Genomic DNA, 25,411 nt, shown 5'->3' with positions numbered 1-25,411 from the left:
AACCTTTAAATTCGAATAATTTATGAAAAAGAAAAGTAAGGATCAGCGATGGCGTTGGATATGTGCCGGGTCATTATTGCTCGCTTCCTTAAGTGGCAATCTGGAGGCAAGCGGCCTTTCCCATCCTGATGTAAATCCGATGGAAGTTTCTCAAACGGTAAGAAAATTGCGAGGAACGATCTTGGATACGAATGGAACTCCGGTTATCGGTGCGAGTATTTCCGTAAAAGGAACTACTACCGGTACGATCTCTGACATGAATGGTGTATTTACGCTAGATGTGAAAAATGGCGATATCTTGGAAATCTCGTTTATCGGCTATCTCTCCCATACGGTTAAGGTCGGTACGCAGACTGATTTGCAGGTTGTCTTGAAAGAGGACACGCAAGCCTTGGATGAGGTGGTCGTGGTTGGTTATGGCGTCCAGAAGAAGAGCGTGATGACAGCGGCCATAAGCCGGGTCACCTCCGATGATTTGGAGAAGCTGACACCTACCCGGGTAGAGGATGTGTTACGGGGAAAGGTTTCGGGAGTAAGCATTATGCAGAATTCCGGACAACCGGGAGCCGAGTCGAGAGTCCGTATCCGTGGTACAGGAACTATTAATGATAGTAACCCTTTATATATTGTGGATGGAATGCCACTTGAAGGAGGTGTCGATTATCTGAATCCGCAGGATATACAATCTATCGAGGTCTTAAAAGATGCCGCTTCAGCCGCTATCTACGGTTCGCGTGCGGCTAATGGTGTTATTTTGGTTACGACAAAGAGCGGGAAAAAAGGAAAAGCGGTTGTCAATTATGATTTCTCAATCGGTTGGCAAAATCCTTGGCGAAAAATGTCGGTCTTGAATGCCACCGAATATGAGACAATAATGAATGAGGCTTACGTGAATGCCGGGATGGACCCTATTTACGATGATCCTTCGAAAGCTGGTGTAGGGACGAACTGGCAGAATGAGATTTATAACGAGAATGCCCCGATCATGAATCATCAAGCGAGCATCAGTGGTGGTGGTGATAAGGGAAGCTATTTCCTTTCTTTTGGTTATTTAGATCAAGAAGGAATTGTTGGAGGAAAAGATAAGTCGGATTATAAACGATATAGCTTACGTTTCAACAATACCTATAATGTGTTTGAGAATAAGACGAATAAATTCTTCCGTAGTTTCAAGGTCGGTACGAACCTAGGATATACACGGATCATATCCAAAGGTATTTCGGAGAATGACAACTTCTCCGGCCCGTTGGCAAGTGCAGTGATGACTCCACCGAACGAATCGGTCTATCTGGAGAATCCTTCGGCGGAAGATCTCGCTTATTACGAAAAAAATTATCCCGGTTATGTCAAGGATGACGAAGGCCGTATTTATAACGTGATCGAAAATCAAGAGATCGTGAATCCGGTCGCTATGATGCAGACCTTAAACAATAACAAGGACTGGGATAAATTTGTAGGATCTGTTTGGGGTGAATTGGAAGTATTCGAGAATCTTACGTTTAAGACCTCTCTCTCTACGGATATGGCTTTTTGGGGCGAAAGGAATTGGTTCCCTGTTAGTTATTTGTGTTATATGGTCAAGAATGAGAAATCGAGGGTGGAGCAAACGATGAATCGTGGCATGAAACTTCTTTGGGAGAATACGTTGAGTTATAAACGTTCGATCGATAAACATAATTTCGCGGTTTTACTGGGAACCTCTATGGAACGGTATGATAGTAAAAAGGTAAAGGGAACGGCCTTGAACTTACGAGCGGAAGATGATCATAAAGCGTGGATCGATTTCACCAATAGTGCCTCTCCCGGCGATCAGCATTCGGAAGGTGGGGCGACGGAGCATCGGATGGCCTCCGTTTTCGGACGATTGAACTATAATTATGACGAAAGGTATATGCTTGAGTTAACCCTTCGTCGGGACGGTTCCTCTAACTTCGGCCGGAATAATCAATATGCCTATTTCCCGTCCGTCTCTGCGGGCTGGACGTTGACTAACGAGCCTTTCATGGAAAATAAACCGGGATGGTTCGACTTCTTGAAAGTGCGCGGAAGCTGGGGACAGAACGGAAATGAGAAAATCGGATCGTTTGGATATACTACGACAATGACCGGAGGAAATAACTATAGTTTCGGGGTAAGCTCGAACGGTGTCATTCATAGCGGAACAAAGCCTACTTCTTTGGCTAATCCTGATTTGCGTTGGGAAACATCGGAGCAATTGGACTTTGGATTTGATTCTCGCTTCTTTAATAACTCCCTTTCTTTTAGTTTTGATTGGTTCAAGAAAGATACAAAAGACATGTTGATGGAGCGTCCGATACCCCTATATGTGGGAAGTGGCTCGCCTTTATCGAATGTCGGGACATTGACAAACCAAGGTATCGAGCTTGAAGTCGGTTATAAATTAAGTGTAGATAAAGTGAATCTATCTTTCTTGGCGAATGCTTCTTATGTGAAGAATGAGATCAAGAATCTGGGAAATCAGACGGGATATATTGATAAAGAGAGTTTACCAACTTTAGGTACGGTATCAAGGAACGAAAATGGTTATCCAATCGGTTATTTCTTCGGATACAAGGCAATTGGGGTTTTCCAGACACAAGAGGAGATCGATAGCTATATCAGTCCTGCTACCGGTAAGCCTATACAACCGAATGCGGCACCCGGTGATACGAAATTTGAGGATTTGAACGGAGACGGTGTGATCAGCGATGATAACGAGGACCGTACGATGATAGGCAAGCCTAATCCGGATTGGATGGTTGGACTTACCGTTGCGGCTGATTGGAATGGCTTTGATTTAAGTGCCTTTTTCCAAGGTTCTTTTGGAGCGGATGTTTTCGATGCGTTACGCCGTTATGAGTTGGCGGCAGTCAATTATACGTCGGATGCTTTGGAGCGATGGACTGGACCGGGTACCTCCAATTCGATGCCAAGGATTGTGTTAGGTGATACGCCTAAGAACTTCCGTCCGTCTACTTTGTTGGTTCACGATGCTTCTTTCTTGCGCTTACGTAATTTACAGGTAGGTTATACGCTACCGGCTCAGTTGACCCGGAAAGCTTATATACAACGCTTGAGATTTTATGCGTCGTTCGATAATTTGTTGACTATTACGGGATATAAAGGGATGGACCCGGAAATTGGTTCAACAATGGGTATAGATAAGGGTGTATATCCTCAAGCCCGGGTTTATACATTTGGATTGAATTTGACATTTTAATCATTAAAATTAGTGTTATGAATAAATATATTTATCTGCTAGCCGTTGTATTCGGACTAAGTAGCTGCAATGATTTTTTGGAGTTGTCTCCGACGAATAAGGTTATCGAAACGGATTATTACAAGACACAGGAGGATTTGACCGAGGCATTGGTCGCTGCCTATGACCCGTTGAAATGGAACGCTTATAATGCGTATAGCTCTTATGAACTGGTTAGTAATATCATGTCGGATGATGCGGAGACCGGTGGATCGACGGTATCGGATCAACCGCAGTTGCAACGAGTGAATGATTTTACCAATTGGGTGACACCGACAAACTTACCCGAGGGTTTATGGGGGCGTTCGTATGAGGGTGTAAACCGTGCGAATATCGTGATAGAGAAATGCCCTCTTCTTCCGGAGGGGACGATGTCGGCGGAGCTTCGTGATCGTTATGTAGCTGAGGCTCATTTCTTACGTGTATTTTATTATTTCCAGTTGTGGCGTTTCTTTGGATACATACCGTATTACGAGACGAATTTGGGATTGGATGATATAACAACTGTCCCTCAATTGCAACCGGATGAGGTCTATGCGAAGTTAATAGAGGATTTAGATAATAACGTTATTGGGAAGTTACCCAAGGTAGTCCCGGCTAATGAGAAAGGACGAGCTACGAATGGTGCCGCTATCGCAATGAAAGCACGTATCGTTCTCTATCAGAATGATGATACTAAAATGAAGGAGATCGCCAGCCAATTGAAAGAGCTAATTACCGATCCTGCCTATCAATATGACTTGATCCCGGATTATAAAGTCCTTTTTGATGATGAGTATGAGTGGTGCAAAGAATCTGTTTTTGAAGTCAATTATACGGAAATCGGGAACTCGAATGACTGGGCAGGCAAGGCCAATCAAGGTAACTCCGATATAATAATGCTAGGAGCCAGAGGTTTGAAAGATCCCAATAATGTGTATGTGGAAGGTTGGGGGTTTGCGCCTGTAACAAAAGCATTGAATGATGCGTTTTTACCGGATGATCCTAGAAAGTGGACAACGATCATAGATCATGAGGAGTTTAGAGCGGAAGGCGGAACGATTAGCTCGGATGTGAATCAATATACGGGGTATAGCGTACGCAAATATCATCCTCGTGCAGGGTATTCTTCTACGGTTGGTACGGAAGCGTTGAATTATAAAAACAATTACCGTGTAATTCGTTTCTCGGACATACTATTAATGGCATCGGAAGCTTTATTGAGAAGTGGAGGTAGCGTTGGCGAGGCACAGGATTATTATGCGAGAGTCGTTAAACGTGCGATGGGTGATGATTATAAGGTTCCGACGGTTTCATTGGATAATATCTATAAGGAACGCCGTTATGAGTTTGCGATGGAAGGTATTCGTTATTGGGATTTAGTACGTACGAACCAAGCGAAAGATTTTATCAAAGGCTGGGATGATACAAAGAAATACTTGCCGATTCCTCAGTCGGAGATTGATAAGTCGGATGGCCATTTGGTACAGAATCCTCATTTCTAAGAATTGAGCTGTATTTACATTTGTTCATTTTAGGAGAACCTGATAGCTTTTAATTTGTTGATAATTAGATATGGATGTGTGATCATTTGTCCACATCCATGTTTTTTGTCTTTAAGTAAATAGTTTAAATCGATAAAATATGAGATTAAAATAGAGTAATAACGGTACACGAATACCCATTTGCGACCGCTTACGATTCCGTTCGTTGGCTATTCACTTACGGATCCAAAAAGAAGGACATTTCTTTTTAGATGGGATAAGCTTGTATTCCGGATCTTTTTATGTACATTTGAAGCCACCCAATAGTGGGATAACTAAAACATGATATGACTATGGAAAAGAAAACAGAAAAAGAGGAGAAGTATATGAAGGAATTACAAGATCGGTATATCCGTTTCGACTGGGCCATCAAACGCCTACTCCGGCAAAAAGCGAATTTCGGAGTGCTAGAAGGCTTTCTTACCGTGTTCTTGGGCGAGCAGATCAAGATTGAGGAGATATTGGAGAGTGAGGGGAACCAGCAGGACGCTGATGATAAATTCAATCGGGTGGATATCAAGGCTAAGAACACAAAGGGAGATATCATCCTTATCGAGATCCAGAATACCTGCGAGCTTTATTATTTGGAACGTGTGCTCTATGGCATGGCGAAGGCCGTCACCGAGCATCTTCATTTGGGGCAGGACTATTCCGGGGTGAAAAAGATCTATTCTATCAGTATCCTTTATTTTGATATAGGCGTAGGAACCGATTATCTGTATCACGGGCAGAACCAATTTGTCGGCGTGCATACCCATGATCATTTACAGGTAAATACCAAGGAGAGGGGTGTGATCGTCAAGCGTCTTCCTTCGGAGATCTTTCCGGAGTATATATTGGTTCGGGTGAATGAGTTTGATAAGGAGGCCGTGACCCCCTTGGAGGAATGGGTGCGATACTTGAAAGACGGGATCATAACTTCCGAAACGACAGCCCCCGGCTTGGAAGAGGCACGAGAGAAATTACGCTATTACTCAATGTCTCCCGAGGAACGTTATGCTTATGACGAACATCTGAATGCGATTATGATCCAGAATGACGTGTTGAGCACTGCTAAGTTTGAAGGACGGGAAGAAGGCCGTGCGGAAGAACGTCTAGAAACAGCTCGGCGTATGCGGTCTGATGGGCTTTCGATGGAAATGGTCGTGCGTTATACTGGTTTGTCAGAGGAGGAAATAAATAATTTATGATATCCTTGGGGCTTTGCTAGCGGAGCAGGATCGGTTCTTTTAAGTTCTTGGCCTGCTCCTCGGATGATGTTCCAGTATCTCTTTGCGAAGGAATTCCCGGTCGATATGTGTATATATCTCGGTGGTGGTGATTTTCTCATGCCCCAGCATCTCTTGGATAGCGCGTAAGTTGGCGCCGCCTTCCAGCAAGTGGGTGGCGAAAGAATGACGGAAGGTATGGGGACTTACGTTTTTATGGATACCGGCGGCCTCCGTCTGTTGCTTGATGATATGAAATACCATGATACGGGAGAGGGCCGTTCCTCGCCGGCTTAGAAATAAAATATCCTCGAAGCCTTTTTTAACCACGACCGAATTCCGGTCATACAGATAGTTTTTAATTTCCCGCAAAGCAACTTCGGAGATAGGAACAAGCCGTTGTTTGCTTCCTTTACCCTCTACCCGGATGAAACCTTCCTTGGGATATATATCCGAATAACGCAGGCCAGTAAGCTCCGATACGCGCAGTCCGCAACTATATAAAACCTCCAGCATCGCACGGTTCCGCTGTCCCTCGGGAAGCGTGAGGTCTATCGTGTCGAGAATGCTATTTATCTCGTTGACGGTTAATACTTCCGGCAGCTTCAATCCGATCTTGGGAGACTCTAACAATTCGGTCGGATCATTTGTTATATAATTGTCAAGCAATAAGAAACGATAGAACGATTTGATACCCGAGATGATGCGTGCTTGCGATCGGGGATGGATGCCGATGTCACGTAATTGGGCGATGAACTGTTGCAAGTCGTCGTAGCTGATCTCCTTAACGTCCTTTTTCTCATCCTCTGCGAAACGTAGCAATTTGTCAAGATCTGTCAAATAGGCGTCGATGGAGTTGGCTGAGAGCGATTTTTCTAATCGTAAATAGGTGTTATATCGGTTTATTATATCTTTTCCTTGTCGCATTGTCGGTATGTCGTTATGAATGTGTCAAATAAAATCCTTACCTTTGCCGGATAATTCCGGCCTCAACGGGCGGTACAAAGGTAATAAACTTACAATTAAGAATGAAGAAGATTCAGATCATCAATGGCCCTAATTTGAATCTGTTGGGCAAGCGAGAACCGACAGTATACGGAAATGCCTCGTTCGAGGACTATTTGAGCGAGTTACGTGCCCGCTTTCCTCAGTGTGAGATATCTTATTATCAAAGTAATGTGGAAGGAGAGATAATTAACAAGATCCATGAGGTGGGTTTTGAATATGACGGTATCGTGTTGAACGCCGGCGCTTATACGCATACTTCCATTGCGTTGCACGATGCTATCAAGGCGGTTACTACGCCAGTCGTGGAAGTGCATATCTCGAATGTGCATGCCCGTGAATCGTTTCGTCATGTGTCGATGATATCGGCGGCATGCAGGGGAGTGATTCTTGGGTTTGGGCTGGATTCGTATCGGTTGGCGATCGAATCGTTTATGTGATAGAAGGTTTAGAAGGTTATCAAATAGAATTAATAATTAGGTTATAATAATTTAAGGTATATGTTAAAGCATACGAAGATTGTTGCTACAGTTTCCGACCAGCGCTGCGACGTTGCGTTCGTTGAGGCGTTATATAAAGCGGGAATGAATGTGGTGCGCCTGAATACGGCTCACATGATGGAAGAGGGGTTGACCCGTGTGGTAAATAACGTCCGTACAGTATCCGACCGTATCGGTATCTTGATGGATACAAAGGGGCCGGAAGTACGTACCACGACGACGGTAAACAAGGAACCGATCCCTTTCAAGACTGGAGAGATCGTGAAGGTAATCGGTAATCCCGATCAGGAAACTTCGCATGATTGTATTTGTGTGTCATATAAGAATTTCGTGAACGACTTGGCGATTGGCAGCGACATCCTTATCGATGATGGTGATCTGGAAATGAAGGTTACCGGGAAATCCGGCGATTGTTTGCTTTGCGAGATCCAGAATGACGCTACGCTAGGTAGCCGCAAGAGCGTGAATGTGCCGGGCGTACGTATCAATTTGCCTTCGTTGACTGAGAAAGACCGTAATAATATCCTTTGGGCGATCGATCATGATCTCGATTTTATCGCTCACTCATTTGTTCGCAACAAACAGGACGTATTGGATATCCAACGTATCTTGGACGAGCGTAACAGCCCTATCAAGATTATCGCTAAGATCGAGAATCAAGAGGGTGTAGACAATATCGAGGAGATTTTGGAAGTGGCTTATGGCGTTATGATCGCTCGTGGTGACTTGGGTATCGAGGTTCCGGCCGAGAAGATCCCGGGTATCCAGCGTATGCTGATCCGTAAATGCGTGGAGGTGAAGAAGCCGGTTATCGTGGCTACGCAAATGCTTCATTCCATGATTAATAATCCTCGTCCTACTCGTGCCGAGGTTACGGATATCGCCAACGCTATTTATTATCGTACGGATGCTTTGATGTTAAGCGGTGAGACGGCTTATGGAAAATATCCGATCGAGGCGGTACAGACCATGACGAAAGTGGCTCGTGAAGCCGAGAAGACCAAGCTTTCCGCGAATGATATCCGTGTGCCGATCGAGGGGAATGATTTAGACGTGACTTCTTTCTTGGCGAAACAAGCCGTTAAGTCTTCTTCTAAATTACATGTGAAGGCGATTATCACGGATAGTTATACGGGTCGTACGGCACGTTATCTGGCCGCTTTCCGCGGAACCTCTACTGTGTTCGCTATATGCTATAATCCTCGTGTGATGCGTATGTTGGGTCTTTCTTATGGGGTATGGGCGGTTCATCAGCCGTACAACGACAGTCGTAGGGGATATTTCTATGATGCGTTGAACCAGCTGATCCATAGCGGACGTATCACTCGCAACGATATGGTAGCGTATTTGAGCGGTAGCTTCGGCGAAGGTGGCGGTACCAGCTTTTTGGAGATTAACAACGTAGGAAAGGTGCTGGATGCCGGCACGCAATATCAGTTGCCTACTTTTAAAGAGTAAGAGGAATGTTTACGGGCGAGATTGATGCGTATATTCTTTCTCATATAGATGAAGAAGGGGATTTGCTGTCGGCGCTGAATCGCGACGCCAATGTGAACCTTCTCCGTCCGCGTATGCTATCCGGGCATTTGCAGGGTAGGATATTGAAGATGTTTTGCCGGATGATTCGTCCGAGAAGAGTCTTGGAGATCGGGACTTATACGTCTTATGCCACTTTGTGTATGGCGGAAGGCATGGAAGAGGGGGCGTTGATCCATACGATTGAGATCAATGACGAGATGGAGGATTTTATCATGAAATATCTTTCCCGCTCGCTACATAAGGACAAGATAAAAGTCCATTTTGGGGATGCGATGGAGATTATCCCCCGTTTGGATGAGACGTTCGATATGGTTTTTATCGATGCCGACAAACGCCTGTATTCCGAGTATTATGATTTGGTATTCCCGATGGTCCGTCCGGGCGGCTTGATTCTCGCGGATAATACGCTTTGGGACGGTAAAGTGGTAGAAGAAGTGCATCCTTCCGATAAACAAACGAAGGGAATACTGGTTTTTAATGAAAAGGTTAAGCAAGACGATCGGGTAGAGAAGGTGATCCTCCCTTTACGTGACGGCTTGACGATGATCTGGAAAAAGTAAATAATAAAGCGTATGGAAAGTACTAGATTACAAAAGATCGAACGCCTTCTTCAGAAGGAGTTGAGTGATATATTTCAGAAGCAGACGCAAGGAATGCATGGCGTATTGGTCTCTGTCAGCGTAGTTCGTGTAAGTCCGGATTTAAGTGTGGCGAGAGCTTATTTAAGCATTTTCCCGTCGGATAAATCGCAAGAGCTATTGGAGGCTATACGGAGCAATACGAAAGCGATCCGTTTTGATTTGGGGCAACGTATTCGTTTGCAGGTTCGTAAGATTCCTGAATTGAGCTTCTTTATAGACGATTCATTGGATTATATCGAGAATATCGACAATCTTTTGCATAAGTAATCAGAGGAGCCTTGAATCTTCCGTTCTATATAGCCCGGCGATATCTCTTTTCGAAGAAGTCGCACAATGCCATAAATATCATATCGATGGTATCGGTATGCGGGGTTGTTGTCGCCACGATCGCCTTAGTATGCGCCTTGTCGGTCTATAATGGTTTCAACGATTTGGTCTCTTCTCTGTTCAGCAATTTTGATCCGGAGTTGAAGATCATGCCTCGGAAAGGGAAGGTTTTCGACCCGACCTCGGAAGAGATACGTAAGGTGCGGGAATTGCCCGGCATTGTTTGTTTTAGTGAGGTATTGCAGGACAATGCCTTGGTCCGTTATCGAGATCGTCAGGGTGTAGCTACCTTGAAAGGTGTAGACGAGCAATATGAGAAACTGGCGCAGATCGATAGTATCTTGATCGATGGAAAGTTCCTTCTGAATGACGAGGTGGCGAATTACGCGAATATGGGGATCGGATTGGCTTTCTCGCTAGGAATAAACGCAGGCTTTGTCTCTCCGCTGGAGATCTACGCTCCGAAGCGGGAGGAGAAGGTGAACATGGCGAATCCGGCTTCTTCTTTCAATTTGGAATATGCTTATATCGGTGCTGTCTTTCGTACGGACCAACAGGTTTACGATGATTCATATATGATCGTGCCTTTGTCATTGGCCCGTTCTTTATTTAATTATGATAAAGAAGTGACAGCGGTGGAATTGAAGGTGAAAGATAGCGGGGATATCGCTCCGGTAAAGAAAGAGATTCAACGTATCCTAGGTGATCAATATATCGTGCAAGACCGTTTTGAGCAACAAGAGGCTTCTTTCAAGATGATGCAAGTCGAGAAATGGATGACCTTCTTGATCCTTACTTTTATATTGGCGATCGCCTTATTCAACGTGGTGGGTTCTTTATCCATGTTGATGATCGAGAAACAGGAGGATGTGAGCACACTGCGTAATATGGGGGCTGATGACAGTCTGATCCGTCGGATTTTCTTGTTTGAAGGCTGGATGATCTCCGGTTTTGGAGCTTTGATCGGAGTCTTGATCGGGGTTGTGCTTTGCTTGCTACAACAAGAGTTTGGCTTTATAAAACTAGGGGAAGCTGCCGGAGCGTTTATTATAGAGGCTTATCCGGTACGTGTAGTCCCGGTCGATATAATAACAGTCTTTGTGACGGTATTAACGATAGGCTTTTTAGCTGCGTGGTATCCTGTACGATATCTTGCTAAGAAGTTGAAAATTGAGAATTGAGAATGAATACCGCTTGCCGATAATTCTCAATTCTCAATTCTTAATTAGTTGTATTCTTTTCCGTATTTGATTTTAGCGTCGGCTACGAATTGTTTGATACGTTGTTCGTCATCCTTCTTACAAATCAATAATACGTTTCCAGACTCGGCCACGATGCAATCTTTTAGCCCTTGGATAACGGCTAGACGTTTCGGGTTATTTAATGCGATCACATTGCCGGAGCATTCGTATAGCATTGCCTCGTTATTTTTCAATACTGCGTTCTCATTTTCGTCTTTATTCGCTAGGTCGAACAAAGATCCCCAGCTACCGAGGTCAGCCCAACCGAAATCTACACATAGCATATATACGTTGTGCGCTTTCTCCATGATACCGTAGTCGATGGATATATTTAGGCAATAAGGGAAATTCTCTTGGATGAACGCTTTTTCTTCCGAGGTATTAAATTTATCCTTACCTAGATCGAAACGGCTGCTGATATCCGGGAGATATTTAGAGAACGCTTCCAAGATCGTATTCACGTTCCAGACGAACAAGCCAGAATTCCAGAAGAATTCTCCACTTTCCATAAATACCTTTGCCAACTCGAGGTCCGGTTTTTCAGTAAAGGTCTTCACCTTGGTGAAATCATCTACTACCGTATCACTGCTTTGGATATATCCGTATCCTGTTTCCGGGCGGCTAGGCTTGATGCCCAAAGTGACCAACGCACGGTTTCTCTTCACGAAATCCAACGCCTTTTGAACGTCCCTCAAGAAAACATCCTCTTTTAAGATCAGATGGTCGGAAGGGGCTACGACAATATTGGCTTCCGGATTGCATGCCTTAATATGATAAGCCGCATAAGCGATACAAGGAGCCGTATTGCGACGAGCCGGTTCCAAAAGTATTTGTTCTTCCGCTAATTCCGGCAACTGCTCCTTGATTAAGTCCGCATAAGATTCGTTGGTAACGATGTATATATTTTCAGTAGGGATGATTTTTGCGAAGCGATCAAATGTCATTTGCAGTAAAGACCGTCCGCTTCCAAAAAAATCAAGGAATTGCTTTGGGTAACTTTCTCTACTGAAAGGCCAGAAACGGCTACCGATCCCGCCTCCCATGATGACGCAATAATTATCTTTCATGATATTGGCTGTTATTATGATTATACGTTTACAAATGTAACGAAATAATCTTTCTATGCGAAACAATCCCATACATATTCCCACTGTGAAAAAAATATTTGAAAATTTTTACCCAAACGCTTGCGGGTTTAAAAAAAAGCTGTACCTTTGCAACGCATTTGAGAAACAAACCTACTGCTAAAGCTAAAAGGTTAATCAAAAATGCCCAGATGGCGGAATTGGTAGACGCGCTGGTCTCAAACACCAGTGGATTCACTTCCATGCCGGTTCGATCCCGGCTCTGGGTACGAATAAACCCTGATAATCACCTGATTATCAGGGTTTTCTGCTTTTATAGGGCGTACTAAATGTGTACTGAATGACGAATACAAAGAAAAGGTGTACTTTAATAGTTTTCTTCCCCATATCTTTATAATTTCTTAACGCTTATCCTATCTTTTCTTCCTTATTATTGCCGATGTTTTCGGGAAAAGTGAGATTCTTACCTTATATTTGTAGTAAGAACGTTTAAAGGCACACGATTATGGAAAATCATATAGAAACCAATTTCAGAGAAATACAGAAGATATTAGATAGTTGTATAGCTCATGACTATAAAACTAAAGTAGATGCACTATTTTTAAAACGTGAATATTTGACGCAAGCCCAGCTAAAGGATTATTTGCGACAAGAAATTTTCCGTGTGACTGAAAATATTGTAGCCATCCAACAAAAATACCGTGTCGTGCGTAACATTGTATTGGACATGGATATTCCCGATTTTTTGTGGGAAAGTGGTTATTTTGAGGACTTGAATTCTGATGAAAGAAAAAAGTATATCGGTTTCCGCTGCTCTGATTTTGATATGGATGCATATTTGCATGAACCGTCCTGTTATGATGGGCGGCTTCCTTATTTGTCCATTATCGTTAATCTTGTCGTGCTTTCCAAATATTTGCGCTATCTGCAAGAACAGGAAAGCAATTACCATACAGATGCGGTTGCCATCCAAGAGCAAGCCTTGCCAAAAGAGAAAGAGGAAAGTGCAGATACTAATCCAACCAAGATTGTGGGCAAAAGCAATCCTTTCAAGTCCACGTTGAAAGCTAATGAAATCAAACTTCTGACCGACTGTGTGAATGAAGCGAATATGTTTACTACTACCGTCAGTGCCAAAATACTTACCGATTTTTTCAACTGCAAACTGAATGGGGTATTGAAAGTTAATAATACCCGTCTGTTAGCCTATCTTATGATGCAACTTAGCTGTTATAATTACATCGTTTATGAATGGCAGTCTGTCATAGCAAACAATAAACTGATATTGAAGAAGATAAAAGGTGAACCGCTTACACGTACTGACCTGTCGAGTGCGACAGACCAAGCGAAAAACATCTATCCGAAAGGATATGAAATCATAGACAAATACATCAAACAACTGCAAAAAGGTTGAGCATAGATTGAACGCTCAAACAAAGGTCAATTAGACTTCATTTTCAAGCTCTTAACTTTGCCCCCGTTAACAAAAAAACGAGGGTGCGCACCTTCATATTGTTTCACCTAAATTCCTAAACAATATGGAAAAAAATTTAGAGTTAAGAGTTTCCGAACTCGAAAAGATGTTGTTCCTTTCAAAGAACGTGCTTAGCTTCGATGAAGCGAGCAAGTTCTTGAACCTTTCTAAAAGTTACCTGTACAAGCTGACTTCGGGTAACTTGATACCCCATTACAAGCCGCAGGGCAAAATGCTTTATTTTGAGAAAGCGGAGTTGGAAGCATGGTTGCGTCAGAACCCGGTCAAGACGCAGGCGCAGATAGAGCAGGAAGCGCAGAAGTATATCCTTAACCGTCCTCTAAAGAAATAACGGCTATGGAAAATAGAAAAGCGACAGAAGCCGGGCAGGACATCACCATGCAGAAAGAGGATTTCGCAGCCCTTTGGAAAACCATTCATCTAAAGGTGACGGACACTTACGAAGTGCCGCCCGAAATACTCTGGGTGAACGGCTCTACCATTGGCACGTTGGGTAATTTCAGTGCATCCACGGGTAAAGCCAAGAGCAAAAAGACATTCAACATTTCCGCTATCGTTGCGGCAGCGTTGAAGAATGACGAGGTATTGAAGTATTCGGCATACCTGCCACCGAACAAACGGAAAATCCTCTATGTAGATACCGAGCAGAGCAAATACCATTGCCACAAGGTCATGGAGCGTATTTTGCGGCTTGCCGGACTGCCTACCGACAAGGACAGGGACGATTTTGTTTTCATCGTGCTAAGGGAGCAGACACCCGATAAGCGGAAACAGATTATCGGTTATATGCTTGAAAATATGCCCGATGTGGGGTTGCTCATCATTGACGGAATCCGTGACTTGATGTATGACATCAACAGCCCCAGCGAATCGACTGACCTAATCAACCTCTTGATGCGCTGGTCAAGCGGATATAACCTGCATATCCATACCGTACTGCATTTGAACAAGGGGGATGACAACACAAGGGGGCATATCGGTACGGAACTGAACAATAAGGCTGAAACCGTCCTGCAAATTACCAAAAGTACGCAGGACGGCAACATAAGCGAGGTAAAGGCGATGCACATACGTGACCGGGAGTTTGACCCGTTCGCATTCCGTATCAACGACAGCGCATTGCCCGAAGCCGTGGACGGTTATGTATTCAAGCAACCCAGCCAAGACAGGGGCTTTCCACTGGCAGAACTGACGGAGCAACAGCACAGGACAGCTTTGGAAAACGGTTTTGGCAAACAGGTCATATATGGTTACGAGAATGTCCTAAAGACCTTGAAACAGGGTTATGCAAGTATCGGCTACAAGCGTGGACGCAATATCCATGTGGATTTGAACAAGTTCCTTGTGAACAAGCGCATGATTGTGAAAGAGGGCAAGGGCTACCGCTATAATCCCGATTTCCATTATTAAAAGTCAGTTTGGTTTAGTCCGGGTGTATATATAAGAGGAACGGACTTACTATTTCCCTGTATCGGAACAGGCAGGTTTAGTATGGTACGGGTATATATATAACGGACTAAACAGGACTGGCGCACTTTTCAACTATTTTTTAATCCCCAAAAAAGAAAATGTTATGAACATCGAAGATGTGAAACAAATACCCATCGCAGACTATCTGCATAGTTTAGGTTACTCTCCTGTCAAGCAGCAGGGTAACGGCTTATGGTACAAATCACCGTTAAGGGAGGAACACGAACCGTCTTTCAAGGTGAACACTGACCGCAACCTTTGGTATGACTTTGGCGCAGGCAAGGGCGGCAACATCATCGCACTGGCAAAGGAACTCTATTGCTCCGACAGCCTGCCATACCTGTTAAACCGGATAGCGGAACAGACACCGCACGTCCGCCCGGTCAGTTTTTCTTTTCCCCAGCGTAGGACAGAACCGAGTTTCCAACATTTGGAAGTCCGTGACTTGACCCATCCGGCATTGCTCCGTTACTTGGAGGGACGGGGTATCAATATCGAACTGGCAAAAAGAGAATGTAAGGAACTCCATTTTACCAATAACGGCAGACCGTTCTTTGCTATCGGTTTCCCGAACATAGCAGGAGGTTACGAGGTTCGCAATTCCTTTTTCAAAGGCTGCATCGCCCCGAAAGACATCACCCATATACGGCAGCAGGGAGAGCCGAGAGAGAAGTGTTTGGTATTCGAGGGTTTTATGGACTATCTTTCTTTCCTCACGCTCCGGATGAAGAACTGCCCGACCATGCCCGACCTTGACAGGCAGGATTATGTCATACTCAACTCTACTGTCAATGTGCCGAAAGCTATTGACGTGCTGTACCCGTATGAACGCATCCACTGTATGCTTGACAATGACAAGGCAGGATATGAAGCGACACGGGCTATCGAATTGGAATACTCCTACCGTGTGCGTGACTTCTCGGGCAATTACAGGGGGTATTCGGACTTGAACGATTACCTGTGCGGCAGGAAGCAGGAACAGAAGAACAGCACCAGCCAAGCGCAGGAGATAAAGCAGGAAACCGGACAACGTGCCGCCCCAAGACAGAAAAGGGGCAGGGGCATTTAGTCCGGCAGGATTACCAGCGACAGGCGGTTTAATTTGGAGAGCAAGGTTATGTTTCGGTAAACCGAAACTACCTTGCTTTGCTTGACAGCAAAGAAAATTTCTCCCGTTGGTCGCAATTTTTAAGATACCATTTAAATGTAAAAACCTATGACGAATATAAAGGATAAGCCGGGGGGACGTCCGGCAAAGAAACGGATAGAGAAGCAGCAACGGGTAGTCAGCACGAAGCTGACCGAGTTGCAGTATTATGCCATCAGGAAGCGAGCCGGGGAAGCCGGGTTGCGTGTCAGTGAGTATGTCCGGCAGGCGGTTGTTTCGGCAGAGGTCATACCCCGGCTGAATAGGCAGGATGCGGACACCATCCGCAAGCTGGCAGGGGAAGCCAACAACATCAACCAACTGGCGCACCGAGCGAATGCCGGAGGTTTCGCACTGGTGGCGGTGGAACTGGTGAAACTCAAAAACAGGATTGTCGAAATTATAAATCAGTTGTCGGATGATTGGAAAAATAAAAAAGGGAAGCGGGTTTAAGGGCTGTGTGAACTATGTGCTTGGTAAGGAGCAGGCGGTTTTGCTTCATGCGGACGGGGTTCTGACTGAAAGCCGGGGCGATATAATCCGCAGCTTCTGTATGCAGACCGGGATGAATCCCGATTTGAAGAAGCCTGTCGGACATATTGCGTTAAGTTATTCGGCAGTGGATGCACCCAAATTGACAGACGAGAAGATGGTACAGCTTGCGCAGGAGTATATGCGTGAAATGAAAATCACCGATACGCAGTATATCATCGTGCGCCATCAAGACCGGGAACACCCACATGTGCATATCGTGTTCAACCGCATAGACAACAACGGCAAGACCATTTCGGACAGGAACGATATGTACCGTAACGAGCAGGTATGCAAGAAGCTGAAAACCAAACACGGGCTTTATTTTGCTGGTGGAAAAGAACAGGTAAAGCAGCACCGCTTGAAAGAGCCGGACAAGTCGAAATACGAGATTTACACGGCTGTAAAGAACGAAATCGGGAAGTTCAAGAACTGGCGGCAGTTACAGGAGCGGTTAGCGGAAAAGGGTATTACTGTCCGGTTCAAGTACAAGGGGCAGACGGGCGAGATACAGGGCGTTTCCTTTTCCAAAGGCGAATACACGTTCAAGGGTTCGGAGATAGACCGCAATTTTAGTTTCTCCAAACTGGATAAATGTTTCGGGGATGCAGGACTGAATACGGTCGGAAATCAACGGCAGACAGCTTTTACACCCGTTCGGGAGCCATTGCCGACACAGGGAAAGACTGACAGTCCGTTGATAACTGGCTCACTCGGTCTGTTCACCGCTTCATCACCCCCTGCGGATGAAGAACCAAACTTGAATTTAAGAAAGAAGAAGAAAAAGAAAAAACAACTTAATTTGTAAACACATGGAGAAAAATTTGATTTTAGAGGGGCTTCTCTCAATGGTTACTGAATTGAAAGAGAAGCAGGAAGCACAGGTAACGCCAGCCAGTCGGGAGGAAACTCTTGAAAGACTGAACGCAATCGAACAGGCATTGTCGGAATTGCACAGTAACCCGGCTGTTCCCGAAAAGGATTTGCAGGCTATCCGAAGCCAGCTTGACGAGATAAGGAATAGGATGCAAGGTCAGCAGAAACATATCGAGGACACCAAGAAAATAGTATTGGAAACCTACCGTTGTTTCAAGGTAATGCTTGATGCTTTGGGCTCTTGCAAGACGGATAAAGAGGAAGCTATACCCTTACCGCTCTATCAACGGATTTGCAACAAGGTCGCTTCTTGGATTCGTCCGGGATTGTTCCTTTTTTCGGCAGTGCTGGTTATCTGTTCCGTTTCCATATTCTTGAATATCCGTTTGGCTGAACGTATGCAGCAGTTACAGGACAACGATATGAAATACCGCTATTTGCTGATGCAAGGACAGGCAGACGGGGAAACTTTTGATATACTGGAAAACAAGTTCAAATGGCAACGGGATAACGGCTTTATCCGAAGTCTGACCGATTCAGTGATGGATTTTGAATACCGCATCCAAAAGCAGGCGGAAGCACTGGAACGTGCAAGGCTGTTGAACGAGCAAGCCGAACAGCTAAAGAAAGAAGCTGATAAGCTGGGTAAGCCATAAACGGGGAAAGCCGGGATGGATGAAGCACATTCACCGTTCCGGCTTTTCAGATTCACTTCTTTTTCTTCGTACAGTGTTCTTTCTCGAACTGGCGTAGCGTGGTGACGCTGAACCTTTCCTTGATGAACTCCCGGACATCGGAAGCCTTGTAATACACTTTTCCGCTGATAGTGAAGTATGGCAACGCACCGATAGCCCGGTAGCGTTGCAGGGTTTTGATGCTTACTTTGAACAGCAGGCACAAGTCTTGATTATCCAATAGGTTATCATCTTCGGGCAGTACCCTGTCTGCATTGCGTAGTACCCGTACATCTTTGCAGAGTTCTTCCAGTTTGGCATACAGCTTCTGCATCCATCCACCAAATTCGTCATTGTCTATATACATAATTGCTTCATTTTTCAGATTATACATTTTGTTTGTCAATCGATTGATGAAGCAAAGTTCTAAAAACGGATACAAAGAAATTACAGGAGAACTAATGGAGTCCCCTATAAATAAATCATAAGTTGCTGATTATCTATATCCTTTCTTATCATGTTCATTTTTGATTAGGTTTGCCAGTCCATTAAGAAATTCGGTGAGTTTGCCCGGCTTCCGTTTTATCACGTCCTCATGTTTTTGGTGGCAGTCGCTTATCTTAATGTTAAACAACCATTCAAAACCTTTGGATAAGTCCACTAAATAGGCAGGTTTACCGTTCTGATAAACGATGTCTTTGGAGAGGAATAAGCCGCTTACCACTTCCATGATATTGATAAGGGTTGTTTTGTCGGCGAGGTAGAGAGGGGAAAGGGGCTGTTTATTGATGCGTTGCTGTAGTTGTTCCGGGTATTTGATGCGCCATTCAATAAGGCGTATTTCAGTGTTCAAAAGTCCTATCGCTTCATCAATTAAATGCAAATAGGGCATTTTTTTCTTGCTCAAACCGTACACGATACGATTTAAGACGGTGTAAACCAAAGGAAAAATAGCGAAGTAAAATACTGTAATCCTGTTCGTTGATACCAAAATCGGCTACATGCGTAGCCAATTCCTCAATAGCTTCTGTAAACTCCGATGCAGAAACTTTACGTTGTGAATATTCCGACAATAAGCGGAAAAATCGCTGTTCTAAAATTAGATTCATGTATGTATTCATATAAAAAATAAGCCTTAGCGAGACTTAGGAAAAGGCTTATTTCAATTCATAATATTGTAATCCGCAAGTTGTTGTTTTGGGGGAATTTAGAAAAATAGTTTATAGCAAAGTAATCCCAATAAAAATAGCACTAAAAGGCATATTGTAAGAAATATATATATCCTAAACATATATATTTGGTCTGATTGCTCCTTTTCTATGGTTTTTTTACGGATTTCTTCTATCTTTTCAATGGAAACATTGGATAAATCAGCATTTTTACCTTTGCCTACAAGATATTTGTGATGTTCTTTCATCCTGTCTCTATTCAACTTGCGAAGCTCACGGTTCTCTTTGTCCCGTTGTAGCATATCATTTATGCAACCTAATGTTCCCATTTTCCAGTTAACATTTAATTTCCAAACCTTGATATATCAATTTCTTTTTGTAGTTCCCTAAAGATACGTTCCAAATCATATCCATGCGGATTGGAAATTTGGAAACATCCGCTTTCTATGGGGCTATTAACCTGAGGAGCAGTTATCACCGTGTCATTGAAAACGAAAGCGATGTACTTTCCTACACTCTTTGTTGTGGCTTCTCTCCATATAGGCAATTTATCTTGGAGGAAGACACCGGTAATGACCGAGTGTCCAAAAGCATCAGTTTCCAAACGTAAAGAATCGAAATCCATAACAGTAAGGAAAGGTGTTTGTGAAAGGCTGTCTGTAGTCTGTGATGTTACGTAGTACCAGCCGTTTGTCCGGTGAAAGGATTTTGTCTGCATACAAGCTGTCATTAGTAGGCAGAAAAAGAGAATTGTTGAAATCTTCATATCCGCTATTTTTAGGTTAATACATCTTCTCCAACGTCCACACCATCTTATTGGGATTATAGGCTTCCATTACGAGATGTGTTCCTGTGTATTCCATCACTGTCCACGGACCTGCTATGTTGTCGAACGTGATGATTTTTCCATTTACTTGATAAGTAAAATCTGTGTTCCACATATATCCGTCTTCTTCGTTCGTCCTTGTATAAATGCCTTCTGATTCGTTAGTAAACTGAAGAATGGATTGTTTTGTGTAGTCTATCTCATCTTCGATATTGTACACGGTCATTTGCGCTTGCCAAGTAGTTTGCTTCAGGGCTTCGGGGGTGAAGACAGAAGTAGGGGCATCATCGTTACTACAATTTGTCAGACATAACATGGCGCAAATAATGAATGTGGAAAGCACCATACATAAAGTAATTTTCTTTTTCATCTTATCTCTATTTTAAGTGATTGACAATAATTATATATTTCTCTTCATAGGGATACTAACAATACCTTTATTAATCTCTTTTTTACCCACTTTTTTGAAGCCTAAAGATGTATAAAAAGTTTCTGCATAGGTTGAAGAATTAACTGTTATATAAGTAAAATTACAATTGCTCATCATATAGTCAAATAACGATTTTCCTATTCCTTGCCGATGATAGTGTGGCAAGACAAAGAAGAGGGATATATGTTGCCTTTCCCGATGTACACCGATTATTCCTATCAATAAATGATTGTCAAAAGCCCCATATATGTCAAGCGTATTCATCAACGATGTGTCATACACGAAACTTTTAAAGGTTTCAATCCCTTCTTCCGTAAAATCGTTAATGCCACACTCTATACATACTTGATAGGATAAGTTTATAGCATTTTTATATTCTTCTTTCATTAATTTCCGTATCATACTAATAGTTTTTAATCAATGTGTGCAAAGTAATGAAAGGTGGAGGAAAAAGGTCTTGACAATTATCAAGACCCCAATATAACAATTGTTAAAAGGTGAGTTATATCTCTAACTTGCGGCGTATGCGGCTAATGGTTTCCGGTGTAACCCCTAAGAATGAAGCGATGCTTTTCAAAGGAACTACTTCTTTCAAGTTAGGACAACGTTCCATCAAGTTCCTGTATCGTATTTCAGGCGTACAATATGAATCAAGTAATCGTTCATATACCATTTCAAATAGACTCTCTGCCACATGCCTTCCGAATCGTTGAGTTTTCATATCCGTTTCCCAATATTCAATAATGTCATGACGGGATATTTCATATACAGAACACTCTGTTATGGCTTGAATATTTACTAACGATAAGCCACTTCTCATTAAAGAAGAATAGTCACATACAAACTCGTTGGTGAAAGCGTATCCAACAATGTGTTCTTCACCCTCTCCATCAATATATGTATATTGGAATGTACCGTTTTCTACCCATTCGGCAAAACGTGATATTTCATTCTGACGAATAAAGAAATCTTTTTTGTGGTATATACGTTGCTTCCCTTTTTCATGAAATAAATCTTTTACGAGGGAATAGTCTAAATTGTCGAGGTATGAATTAAAATCTTTCATTGTCGTAAGCTATTTATTCAGTCCACGGCGTATGCGACTGATTGTTTCCGGTGTGACTTGCAAGAAAGAGGCAATCTCCTTTAACGTAATGTACTCTTGAATATCGGGGCATCTATTCAATAAGTCAAGATACAGTTCTGCCGTAGTCTTGCAGTACATATCTATTAATCTATGATACATTAATAAGTATGATTGTTCAATAAGAGTACATTTTACTTGCATGGTTTCTACATTTGTGGCAAAGAATTCCTCTACTTTTAAATAGGGTATATAACAAATCTTTGTATCGCAAACGGCTTCAATTGTTACTAATGACGGTTGATTAGGCTCTATAAGTGTGCATAAACTTCCTGTAAACTCTCCGGAGAAAGTATATCCTACTATATGTATATTCCCTTTTTCATCCACACGAGTATATCTCAATAAGCCGTGTTCGATATAAGCTCCCCGATGATTCACTTTGCCTTGAATAGTGAATTGTTCACCCTTTTTGAGTTCGATATAAGTACCATGTTCCAAAATGAACTGCTTTAGCTGTTCTAATTTCGAATGGTTGGCATATTGTGAGTTAAAATCTTCCATACTATAAACTAATTGCAATTAAAATATAGAATAACCTCGTGAGTTGTTCTCTTAAAAAGGGAAAATAGATTCCTGACTTTATCAAAACATCTTCTCTTTTTTTTAATCTACTTTATTGTGAGTTTAGTTTGTGCTTTTGTATATATATCCAAAACGTACCAAACTAACTTTTGTAGCCTGCAAAATATATGTGCTGGCGAAAGAAGAAACAATCTTTTTTCTTTTCGCCAATTTTAAAGTTTGTAACTCTCATAGTTTGAGGAAGAAATGAATACTTTTATTTCTTCTTCTGTTGGAAGTTCTATCCTATACTTTTGCACAAAAATATTTGGGTCTAACCCGGCAGTGGCATACTTAACCAAGGTATCTCCCTTTTCGGTGCAGAGCAAAATGCCGATAGGTGGGTTATCATCCGGCTGCATCACTTCCGCTTTAAAATAGTTCAGATACATATTTAGTTGCGAAGCGTACTCATGGCGGAACTTATCTATCTTCAATTCTACAATAACATGGCATTTCAAAATGCGGTGATAGAACACAAGGTCGGCAAAGAAATAATCCTCGTCTATCAAGATACGTTTTTGCCGGGCTTCAAAACAGAAGCCATGTCCCATTTCTAACAGGAAGTGTTGCAGGTTGTCAAGAATGGCTTGTTCCAAATCAGTTTCTGTCACCAATGCACGTTCATTCAACTCTAAGAACTCCAAAGTAACAGGGGTGTTGATAACATCTTTAGGTTGTAATAAGGTTGCTTGTTGCTGGACTAAAGCGGAGAGGGCTTCTTTGTTTTTGGATAGTCCGCTACGTTCGTAATATAAAGATGCGATTTGTCGCTCCAACTCCTTTACAGACCAGCAGCCACGAATGGTTTCCATTTCATAGAAAGCACGTTTTACCGGGTTCTCAATTCCCGATATAGTGTTTAAATGGGTGGAAGATAATCTATTGAATAATCTATCAGCCGGAATCATCCATGTTTCGGTTTGTGGGTATTCTGTTGATAGTTTCCAAACTCCATTTTCAGATTCGGCGGTCACCAACCGCCGAATTGGTTCAGTGAATTCGGCGGTCAATGACTGCCGAATTTGAATTTGTGATGCAATGTATTGTGTAACAGGTTCTTTTAGTTGTGGATAAACAAGGTACAACCGTCTAAATTCCCTGAATCTACGTTCATTCAGACCTTTTGTTTTCAGTCGTTGTTCCAGCTTCTTCAACAGTTGTTCACCGTAGGCGGCACGGTCTTCTCCGTTCTGCTCAAATTCTACAATATAGCAACCCATAAGCCAGTTACGGGAAGTAAGGGCAAGGTTTACAGCATGTGCGGCTTGTGCCTGCAACGTGTTCTGTATCGTGCTGATATGTTTTACTAATGCTTCAAAGTTCATAGTTACAAAGATAAGTCTTTTATGGTTAAAACTTTAGTTCGGGCAAGCTGTTTATTGCTTCCTCTTTCAATTTATCCACCGCACGGGTGTACTTCTCCGTATGCTTCAATCCGCTATGCCCTAAAAGGCTGGCTACGGTTTTGATATTTGCCCCATTGTTCAGAATGTTCACGGCAAACGAATGCCGGGCACAATGCCAGCTTATATGTTTGTCTATCCCGGCTCTCTTTACCCAACGCTTTACTGATTTACAGCAACTTTCGTAAGTAGGTAAATCGAATATCAAACAGTTTTTATCTGCCGGGGCTTCACCAATGATAGACAATAGACCATCATTCAGGGGAATAACCACACCACTACTGGCAGAATGTCCCTTTGTCTTGCTTTGTTCAAATTTCAATAACCGATTAGCGTAATCCACATTCTTATAGGTAAGGTCTTTTACATCACAGAAACGCAAACCACTGTATAAACAGAAGATAAAAGCCCGTCTGACATTCGGGTTCTCGTTGTCATAATGGCAAGCCGCCAACTTTTGTATTTCTTCGGGAGAAAGAACATCTTTTCGAAGCATTTGGCTATCCACTTTACAGGTAACACTTTTACATGGGTCTTTCAACATTACATCGTGGTCAATCGCATATCGAATAACTTTCTTGAAACGCTGGTAAATGCTTTTAGCACCTTCACCCACACTTCGGGATTGCAAATAGGCTACAAACTGCTCCATCATTTCTTTGGTGATAAGTTCCGGTTTGATACTAAACTCATTCATGGGGTATTGCTCTTTTAAGAAGTCCTTAAAACGGCTAAGCGCAATTTGTACCATGCGAATATCTTTCTTGGTATAACTGTTGATATAGGCTTGGAAATAGTCTAAGAAATTGACCGTTCTATCTTTTTTCAACCGATAGCCCAACATACTTTCTTTAAATTCCTGCTCACGCTCCGCACGTATCTTTGTGGCAAGCTCCAATGTTTCTTTGTTCTGCTGGCGTTCCGCAGGGGTACGGGGCTTATCTATCAGATACAGACTAAGGTTTTCTTTTCGCCTGTTATGCTTTACTGCAAACTTGGGCTTACCTTGCATCTTTCCACTATCATAGTACACTTGATTGCCGTTTTCATCTAATACGGGCTTTTCCTCTCTACCTAAATAATACTCTAAGTAAAGGCTGATTCTACCATCCGAGAGCTTATTTTGCTCTAACTTGGGGTTTTCTTTCGTTTTATTTTCTAACTTTGCCATTGTTTAGAGGTTTTATCCCGATTTAGGTACCATAACCGGGTGATTACGCTAAATAGTTGATTTTCTTTTGTTTTCCAATATTGCAAAGGTACAAAAGAAAATGATATTTCAAAGTGTACTAAAAGTGTACTGAATAACGGAAAATGGGCAAAATATGGCAAAAATAGAGAAAATAGGAAA

The 25,411-nt window shown here is 42.8% G+C and carries 28 protein-coding genes and 1 tRNA gene; 16 read left to right on the top strand and 13 right to left on the bottom strand.

The window, feature by feature from the left end; genetic code table 11:
- Positions 1 to 22: 22 nt before the first annotated feature.
- From NBH07_RS11090 to NBH07_RS11080, 3 genes are all read left to right on the top strand, one after another.
- Complete coding sequence (locus tag NBH07_RS11090; RefSeq protein WP_008779095.1) at positions 23 to 3,220, top strand: SusC/RagA family TonB-linked outer membrane protein; 3,198 nt, start codon at positions 23 to 25, stop codon at positions 3,218 to 3,220.
- Between the two features lie 17 nt (positions 3,221 to 3,237).
- Positions 3,238 to 4,743, top strand: coding sequence for a RagB/SusD family nutrient uptake outer membrane protein (locus NBH07_RS11085; RefSeq protein ID WP_008779096.1), 1,506 nt, complete (start codon positions 3,238 to 3,240; stop codon positions 4,741 to 4,743).
- Positions 4,744 to 5,075: 332 nt separating this feature from the next.
- Entirely contained in the window at positions 5,076 to 5,972 is an 897-nt protein-coding gene (locus tag NBH07_RS11080) for an Rpn family recombination-promoting nuclease/putative transposase (RefSeq protein ID WP_057316269.1), read from the top strand.
- A 39-nt stretch (positions 5,973 to 6,011) separates the two neighbouring features.
- On the opposite strand, the gene xerD is transcribed toward NBH07_RS11080, so the two are convergent.
- Positions 6,012 to 6,917, bottom strand: a complete 906-nt coding sequence (gene xerD, locus NBH07_RS11075; protein ID WP_005859891.1) for a site-specific tyrosine recombinase XerD — start codon at positions 6,915 to 6,917, stop codon at positions 6,012 to 6,014.
- Positions 6,918 to 7,018: 101 nt separating this feature from the next.
- On the opposite strand from xerD, the gene aroQ reads away from it, so the two are divergent.
- The 5 genes from aroQ to NBH07_RS11050 are packed head-to-tail and all read left to right on the top strand — an operon-like array spanning position 7,019 to position 11,183.
- On the top strand, positions 7,019 to 7,435 hold the full coding sequence (aroQ, locus tag NBH07_RS11070) for a type II 3-dehydroquinate dehydratase (RefSeq protein WP_005859889.1): 417 nt from the start codon (positions 7,019 to 7,021) through the stop codon (positions 7,433 to 7,435).
- A gap of 60 nt (positions 7,436 to 7,495) precedes the next feature.
- A complete protein-coding gene (pyk, locus tag NBH07_RS11065; protein WP_005859887.1) occupies positions 7,496 to 8,953 on the top strand; it encodes a pyruvate kinase in 1,458 nt (485 codons plus the stop codon).
- 5 nt (positions 8,954 to 8,958) lie between these two features.
- The gene (locus tag NBH07_RS11060; protein WP_005859885.1) at positions 8,959 to 9,594 is read left to right on the top strand and encodes an O-methyltransferase; all 636 of its coding nucleotides are present in this window, start codon (positions 8,959 to 8,961) and stop codon (positions 9,592 to 9,594) included.
- Between the two features lie 12 nt (positions 9,595 to 9,606).
- Positions 9,607 to 9,942, top strand: coding sequence for a 30S ribosome-binding factor RbfA (gene rbfA, locus NBH07_RS11055; RefSeq protein WP_005859883.1), 336 nt, complete (start codon positions 9,607 to 9,609; stop codon positions 9,940 to 9,942).
- A gap of 11 nt (positions 9,943 to 9,953) precedes the next feature.
- The gene (locus NBH07_RS11050) at positions 9,954 to 11,183 is read left to right on the top strand and encodes an FtsX-like permease family protein (RefSeq protein WP_008772970.1); all 1,230 of its coding nucleotides are present in this window, start codon (positions 9,954 to 9,956) and stop codon (positions 11,181 to 11,183) included.
- 44 nt (positions 11,184 to 11,227) lie between these two features.
- Here NBH07_RS11050 and NBH07_RS11045 read toward each other — a convergent pair whose 3' ends face one another.
- A complete protein-coding gene (locus NBH07_RS11045; RefSeq protein ID WP_005859880.1) occupies positions 11,228 to 12,310 on the bottom strand; it encodes a mannose-1-phosphate guanylyltransferase in 1,083 nt (360 codons plus the stop codon).
- 203 nt (positions 12,311 to 12,513) lie between these two features.
- Between NBH07_RS11045 and NBH07_RS11040 the strand changes: the two genes are divergently transcribed.
- The 8 genes from NBH07_RS11040 to NBH07_RS11005 all read left to right on the top strand — a co-directional run bounded on the left by NBH07_RS11040 (position 12,514) and on the right by NBH07_RS11005 (position 18,503).
- Positions 12,514 to 12,597 (top strand) — tRNA-Leu (locus NBH07_RS11040).
- 236 nt (positions 12,598 to 12,833) lie between these two features.
- Complete coding sequence (locus tag NBH07_RS11035) at positions 12,834 to 13,742, top strand: hypothetical protein (RefSeq protein WP_007479974.1); 909 nt, start codon at positions 12,834 to 12,836, stop codon at positions 13,740 to 13,742.
- A 124-nt stretch (positions 13,743 to 13,866) separates the two neighbouring features.
- Entirely contained in the window at positions 13,867 to 14,154 is a 288-nt protein-coding gene (locus NBH07_RS11030) for a helix-turn-helix domain-containing protein (RefSeq protein ID WP_005944327.1), read from the top strand.
- A 5-nt stretch (positions 14,155 to 14,159) separates the two neighbouring features.
- Positions 14,160 to 15,233 carry an AAA family ATPase gene (locus NBH07_RS11025; RefSeq protein WP_004323659.1) on the top strand — a complete coding sequence of 358 codons (1,074 nt, stop codon included), beginning with the start codon at positions 14,160 to 14,162 and terminating at the stop codon, positions 15,231 to 15,233.
- A 163-nt stretch (positions 15,234 to 15,396) separates the two neighbouring features.
- The gene (locus NBH07_RS11020; RefSeq protein ID WP_005944329.1) at positions 15,397 to 16,362 is read left to right on the top strand and encodes a DUF8464 domain-containing protein; all 966 of its coding nucleotides are present in this window, start codon (positions 15,397 to 15,399) and stop codon (positions 16,360 to 16,362) included.
- A 147-nt stretch (positions 16,363 to 16,509) separates the two neighbouring features.
- Positions 16,510 to 16,893: a MobC family plasmid mobilization relaxosome protein gene (locus tag NBH07_RS11015; RefSeq protein ID WP_004310825.1), complete on the top strand. Its 384-nt coding sequence runs from the start codon at positions 16,510 to 16,512 to the stop codon at positions 16,891 to 16,893.
- Complete coding sequence (locus NBH07_RS11010) at positions 16,859 to 17,779, top strand: relaxase/mobilization nuclease domain-containing protein (RefSeq protein WP_008642636.1); 921 nt, start codon at positions 16,859 to 16,861, stop codon at positions 17,777 to 17,779. Before NBH07_RS11015 ends, NBH07_RS11010 begins: the two co-directional genes overlap by 35 nt.
- Positions 17,780 to 17,783: 4 nt before the next feature.
- The gene (locus NBH07_RS11005) at positions 17,784 to 18,503 is read left to right on the top strand and encodes a hypothetical protein (RefSeq protein WP_005944331.1); all 720 of its coding nucleotides are present in this window, start codon (positions 17,784 to 17,786) and stop codon (positions 18,501 to 18,503) included.
- Positions 18,504 to 18,555: 52 nt separating this feature from the next.
- On the opposite strand, the gene NBH07_RS11000 is transcribed toward NBH07_RS11005, so the two are convergent.
- The 11 genes from NBH07_RS11000 to NBH07_RS10950 form a co-directional block, all read right to left on the bottom strand.
- A complete protein-coding gene (locus tag NBH07_RS11000) occupies positions 18,556 to 18,888 on the bottom strand; it encodes a helix-turn-helix domain-containing protein (RefSeq protein ID WP_004323655.1) in 333 nt (110 codons plus the stop codon).
- 129 nt (positions 18,889 to 19,017) lie between these two features.
- Positions 19,018 to 19,437 (bottom strand): hypothetical protein, encoded by a 420-nt coding sequence (locus NBH07_RS10995; RefSeq protein WP_004323654.1) that lies wholly within the window; start codon positions 19,435 to 19,437, stop codon positions 19,018 to 19,020.
- Entirely contained in the window at positions 19,391 to 19,630 is a 240-nt protein-coding gene (locus NBH07_RS10990) for a hypothetical protein (RefSeq protein ID WP_080720260.1), read from the bottom strand. The genes NBH07_RS10995 and NBH07_RS10990 overlap by 47 nt, the downstream gene beginning before the upstream one ends.
- A 98-nt stretch (positions 19,631 to 19,728) precedes the next feature.
- Complete coding sequence (locus NBH07_RS10985; RefSeq protein ID WP_004323652.1) at positions 19,729 to 20,019, bottom strand: hypothetical protein; 291 nt, start codon at positions 20,017 to 20,019, stop codon at positions 19,729 to 19,731.
- 14 nt (positions 20,020 to 20,033) lie between these two features.
- Entirely contained in the window at positions 20,034 to 20,456 is a 423-nt protein-coding gene (locus NBH07_RS10980; protein ID WP_005944333.1) for a SecDF P1 head subdomain-containing protein, read from the bottom strand.
- A 16-nt stretch (positions 20,457 to 20,472) separates the two neighbouring features.
- The gene (locus NBH07_RS10975; RefSeq protein WP_005944336.1) at positions 20,473 to 20,886 is read right to left on the bottom strand and encodes a hypothetical protein; all 414 of its coding nucleotides are present in this window, start codon (positions 20,884 to 20,886) and stop codon (positions 20,473 to 20,475) included.
- A 30-nt stretch (positions 20,887 to 20,916) separates the two neighbouring features.
- Complete coding sequence (locus NBH07_RS10970; RefSeq protein WP_005944338.1) at positions 20,917 to 21,348, bottom strand: GNAT family N-acetyltransferase; 432 nt, start codon at positions 21,346 to 21,348, stop codon at positions 20,917 to 20,919.
- 100 nt (positions 21,349 to 21,448) lie between these two features.
- Complete coding sequence (locus NBH07_RS10965) at positions 21,449 to 22,012, bottom strand: Crp/Fnr family transcriptional regulator (protein ID WP_005944341.1); 564 nt, start codon at positions 22,010 to 22,012, stop codon at positions 21,449 to 21,451.
- Positions 22,013 to 22,021: 9 nt separating this feature from the next.
- A complete protein-coding gene (locus tag NBH07_RS10960) occupies positions 22,022 to 22,594 on the bottom strand; it encodes a Crp/Fnr family transcriptional regulator (RefSeq protein ID WP_005944344.1) in 573 nt (190 codons plus the stop codon).
- 233 nt (positions 22,595 to 22,827) lie between these two features.
- Complete coding sequence (locus NBH07_RS10955; protein WP_005944347.1) at positions 22,828 to 23,982, bottom strand: PDDEXK nuclease domain-containing protein; 1,155 nt, start codon at positions 23,980 to 23,982, stop codon at positions 22,828 to 22,830.
- 25 nt (positions 23,983 to 24,007) lie between these two features.
- Complete coding sequence (locus NBH07_RS10950) at positions 24,008 to 25,231, bottom strand: site-specific integrase (protein ID WP_005944350.1); 1,224 nt, start codon at positions 25,229 to 25,231, stop codon at positions 24,008 to 24,010.
- Positions 25,232 to 25,411 lie beyond the last annotated feature (180 nt).

Source organism: Parabacteroides sp. B2-S-102 (assembly GCF_023656665.1).
Taxonomy (GTDB): domain Bacteria; phylum Bacteroidota; class Bacteroidia; order Bacteroidales; family Tannerellaceae; genus Parabacteroides; species Parabacteroides distasonis.
This window is presented reverse-complemented; position numbering and strand designations above follow the sequence as displayed.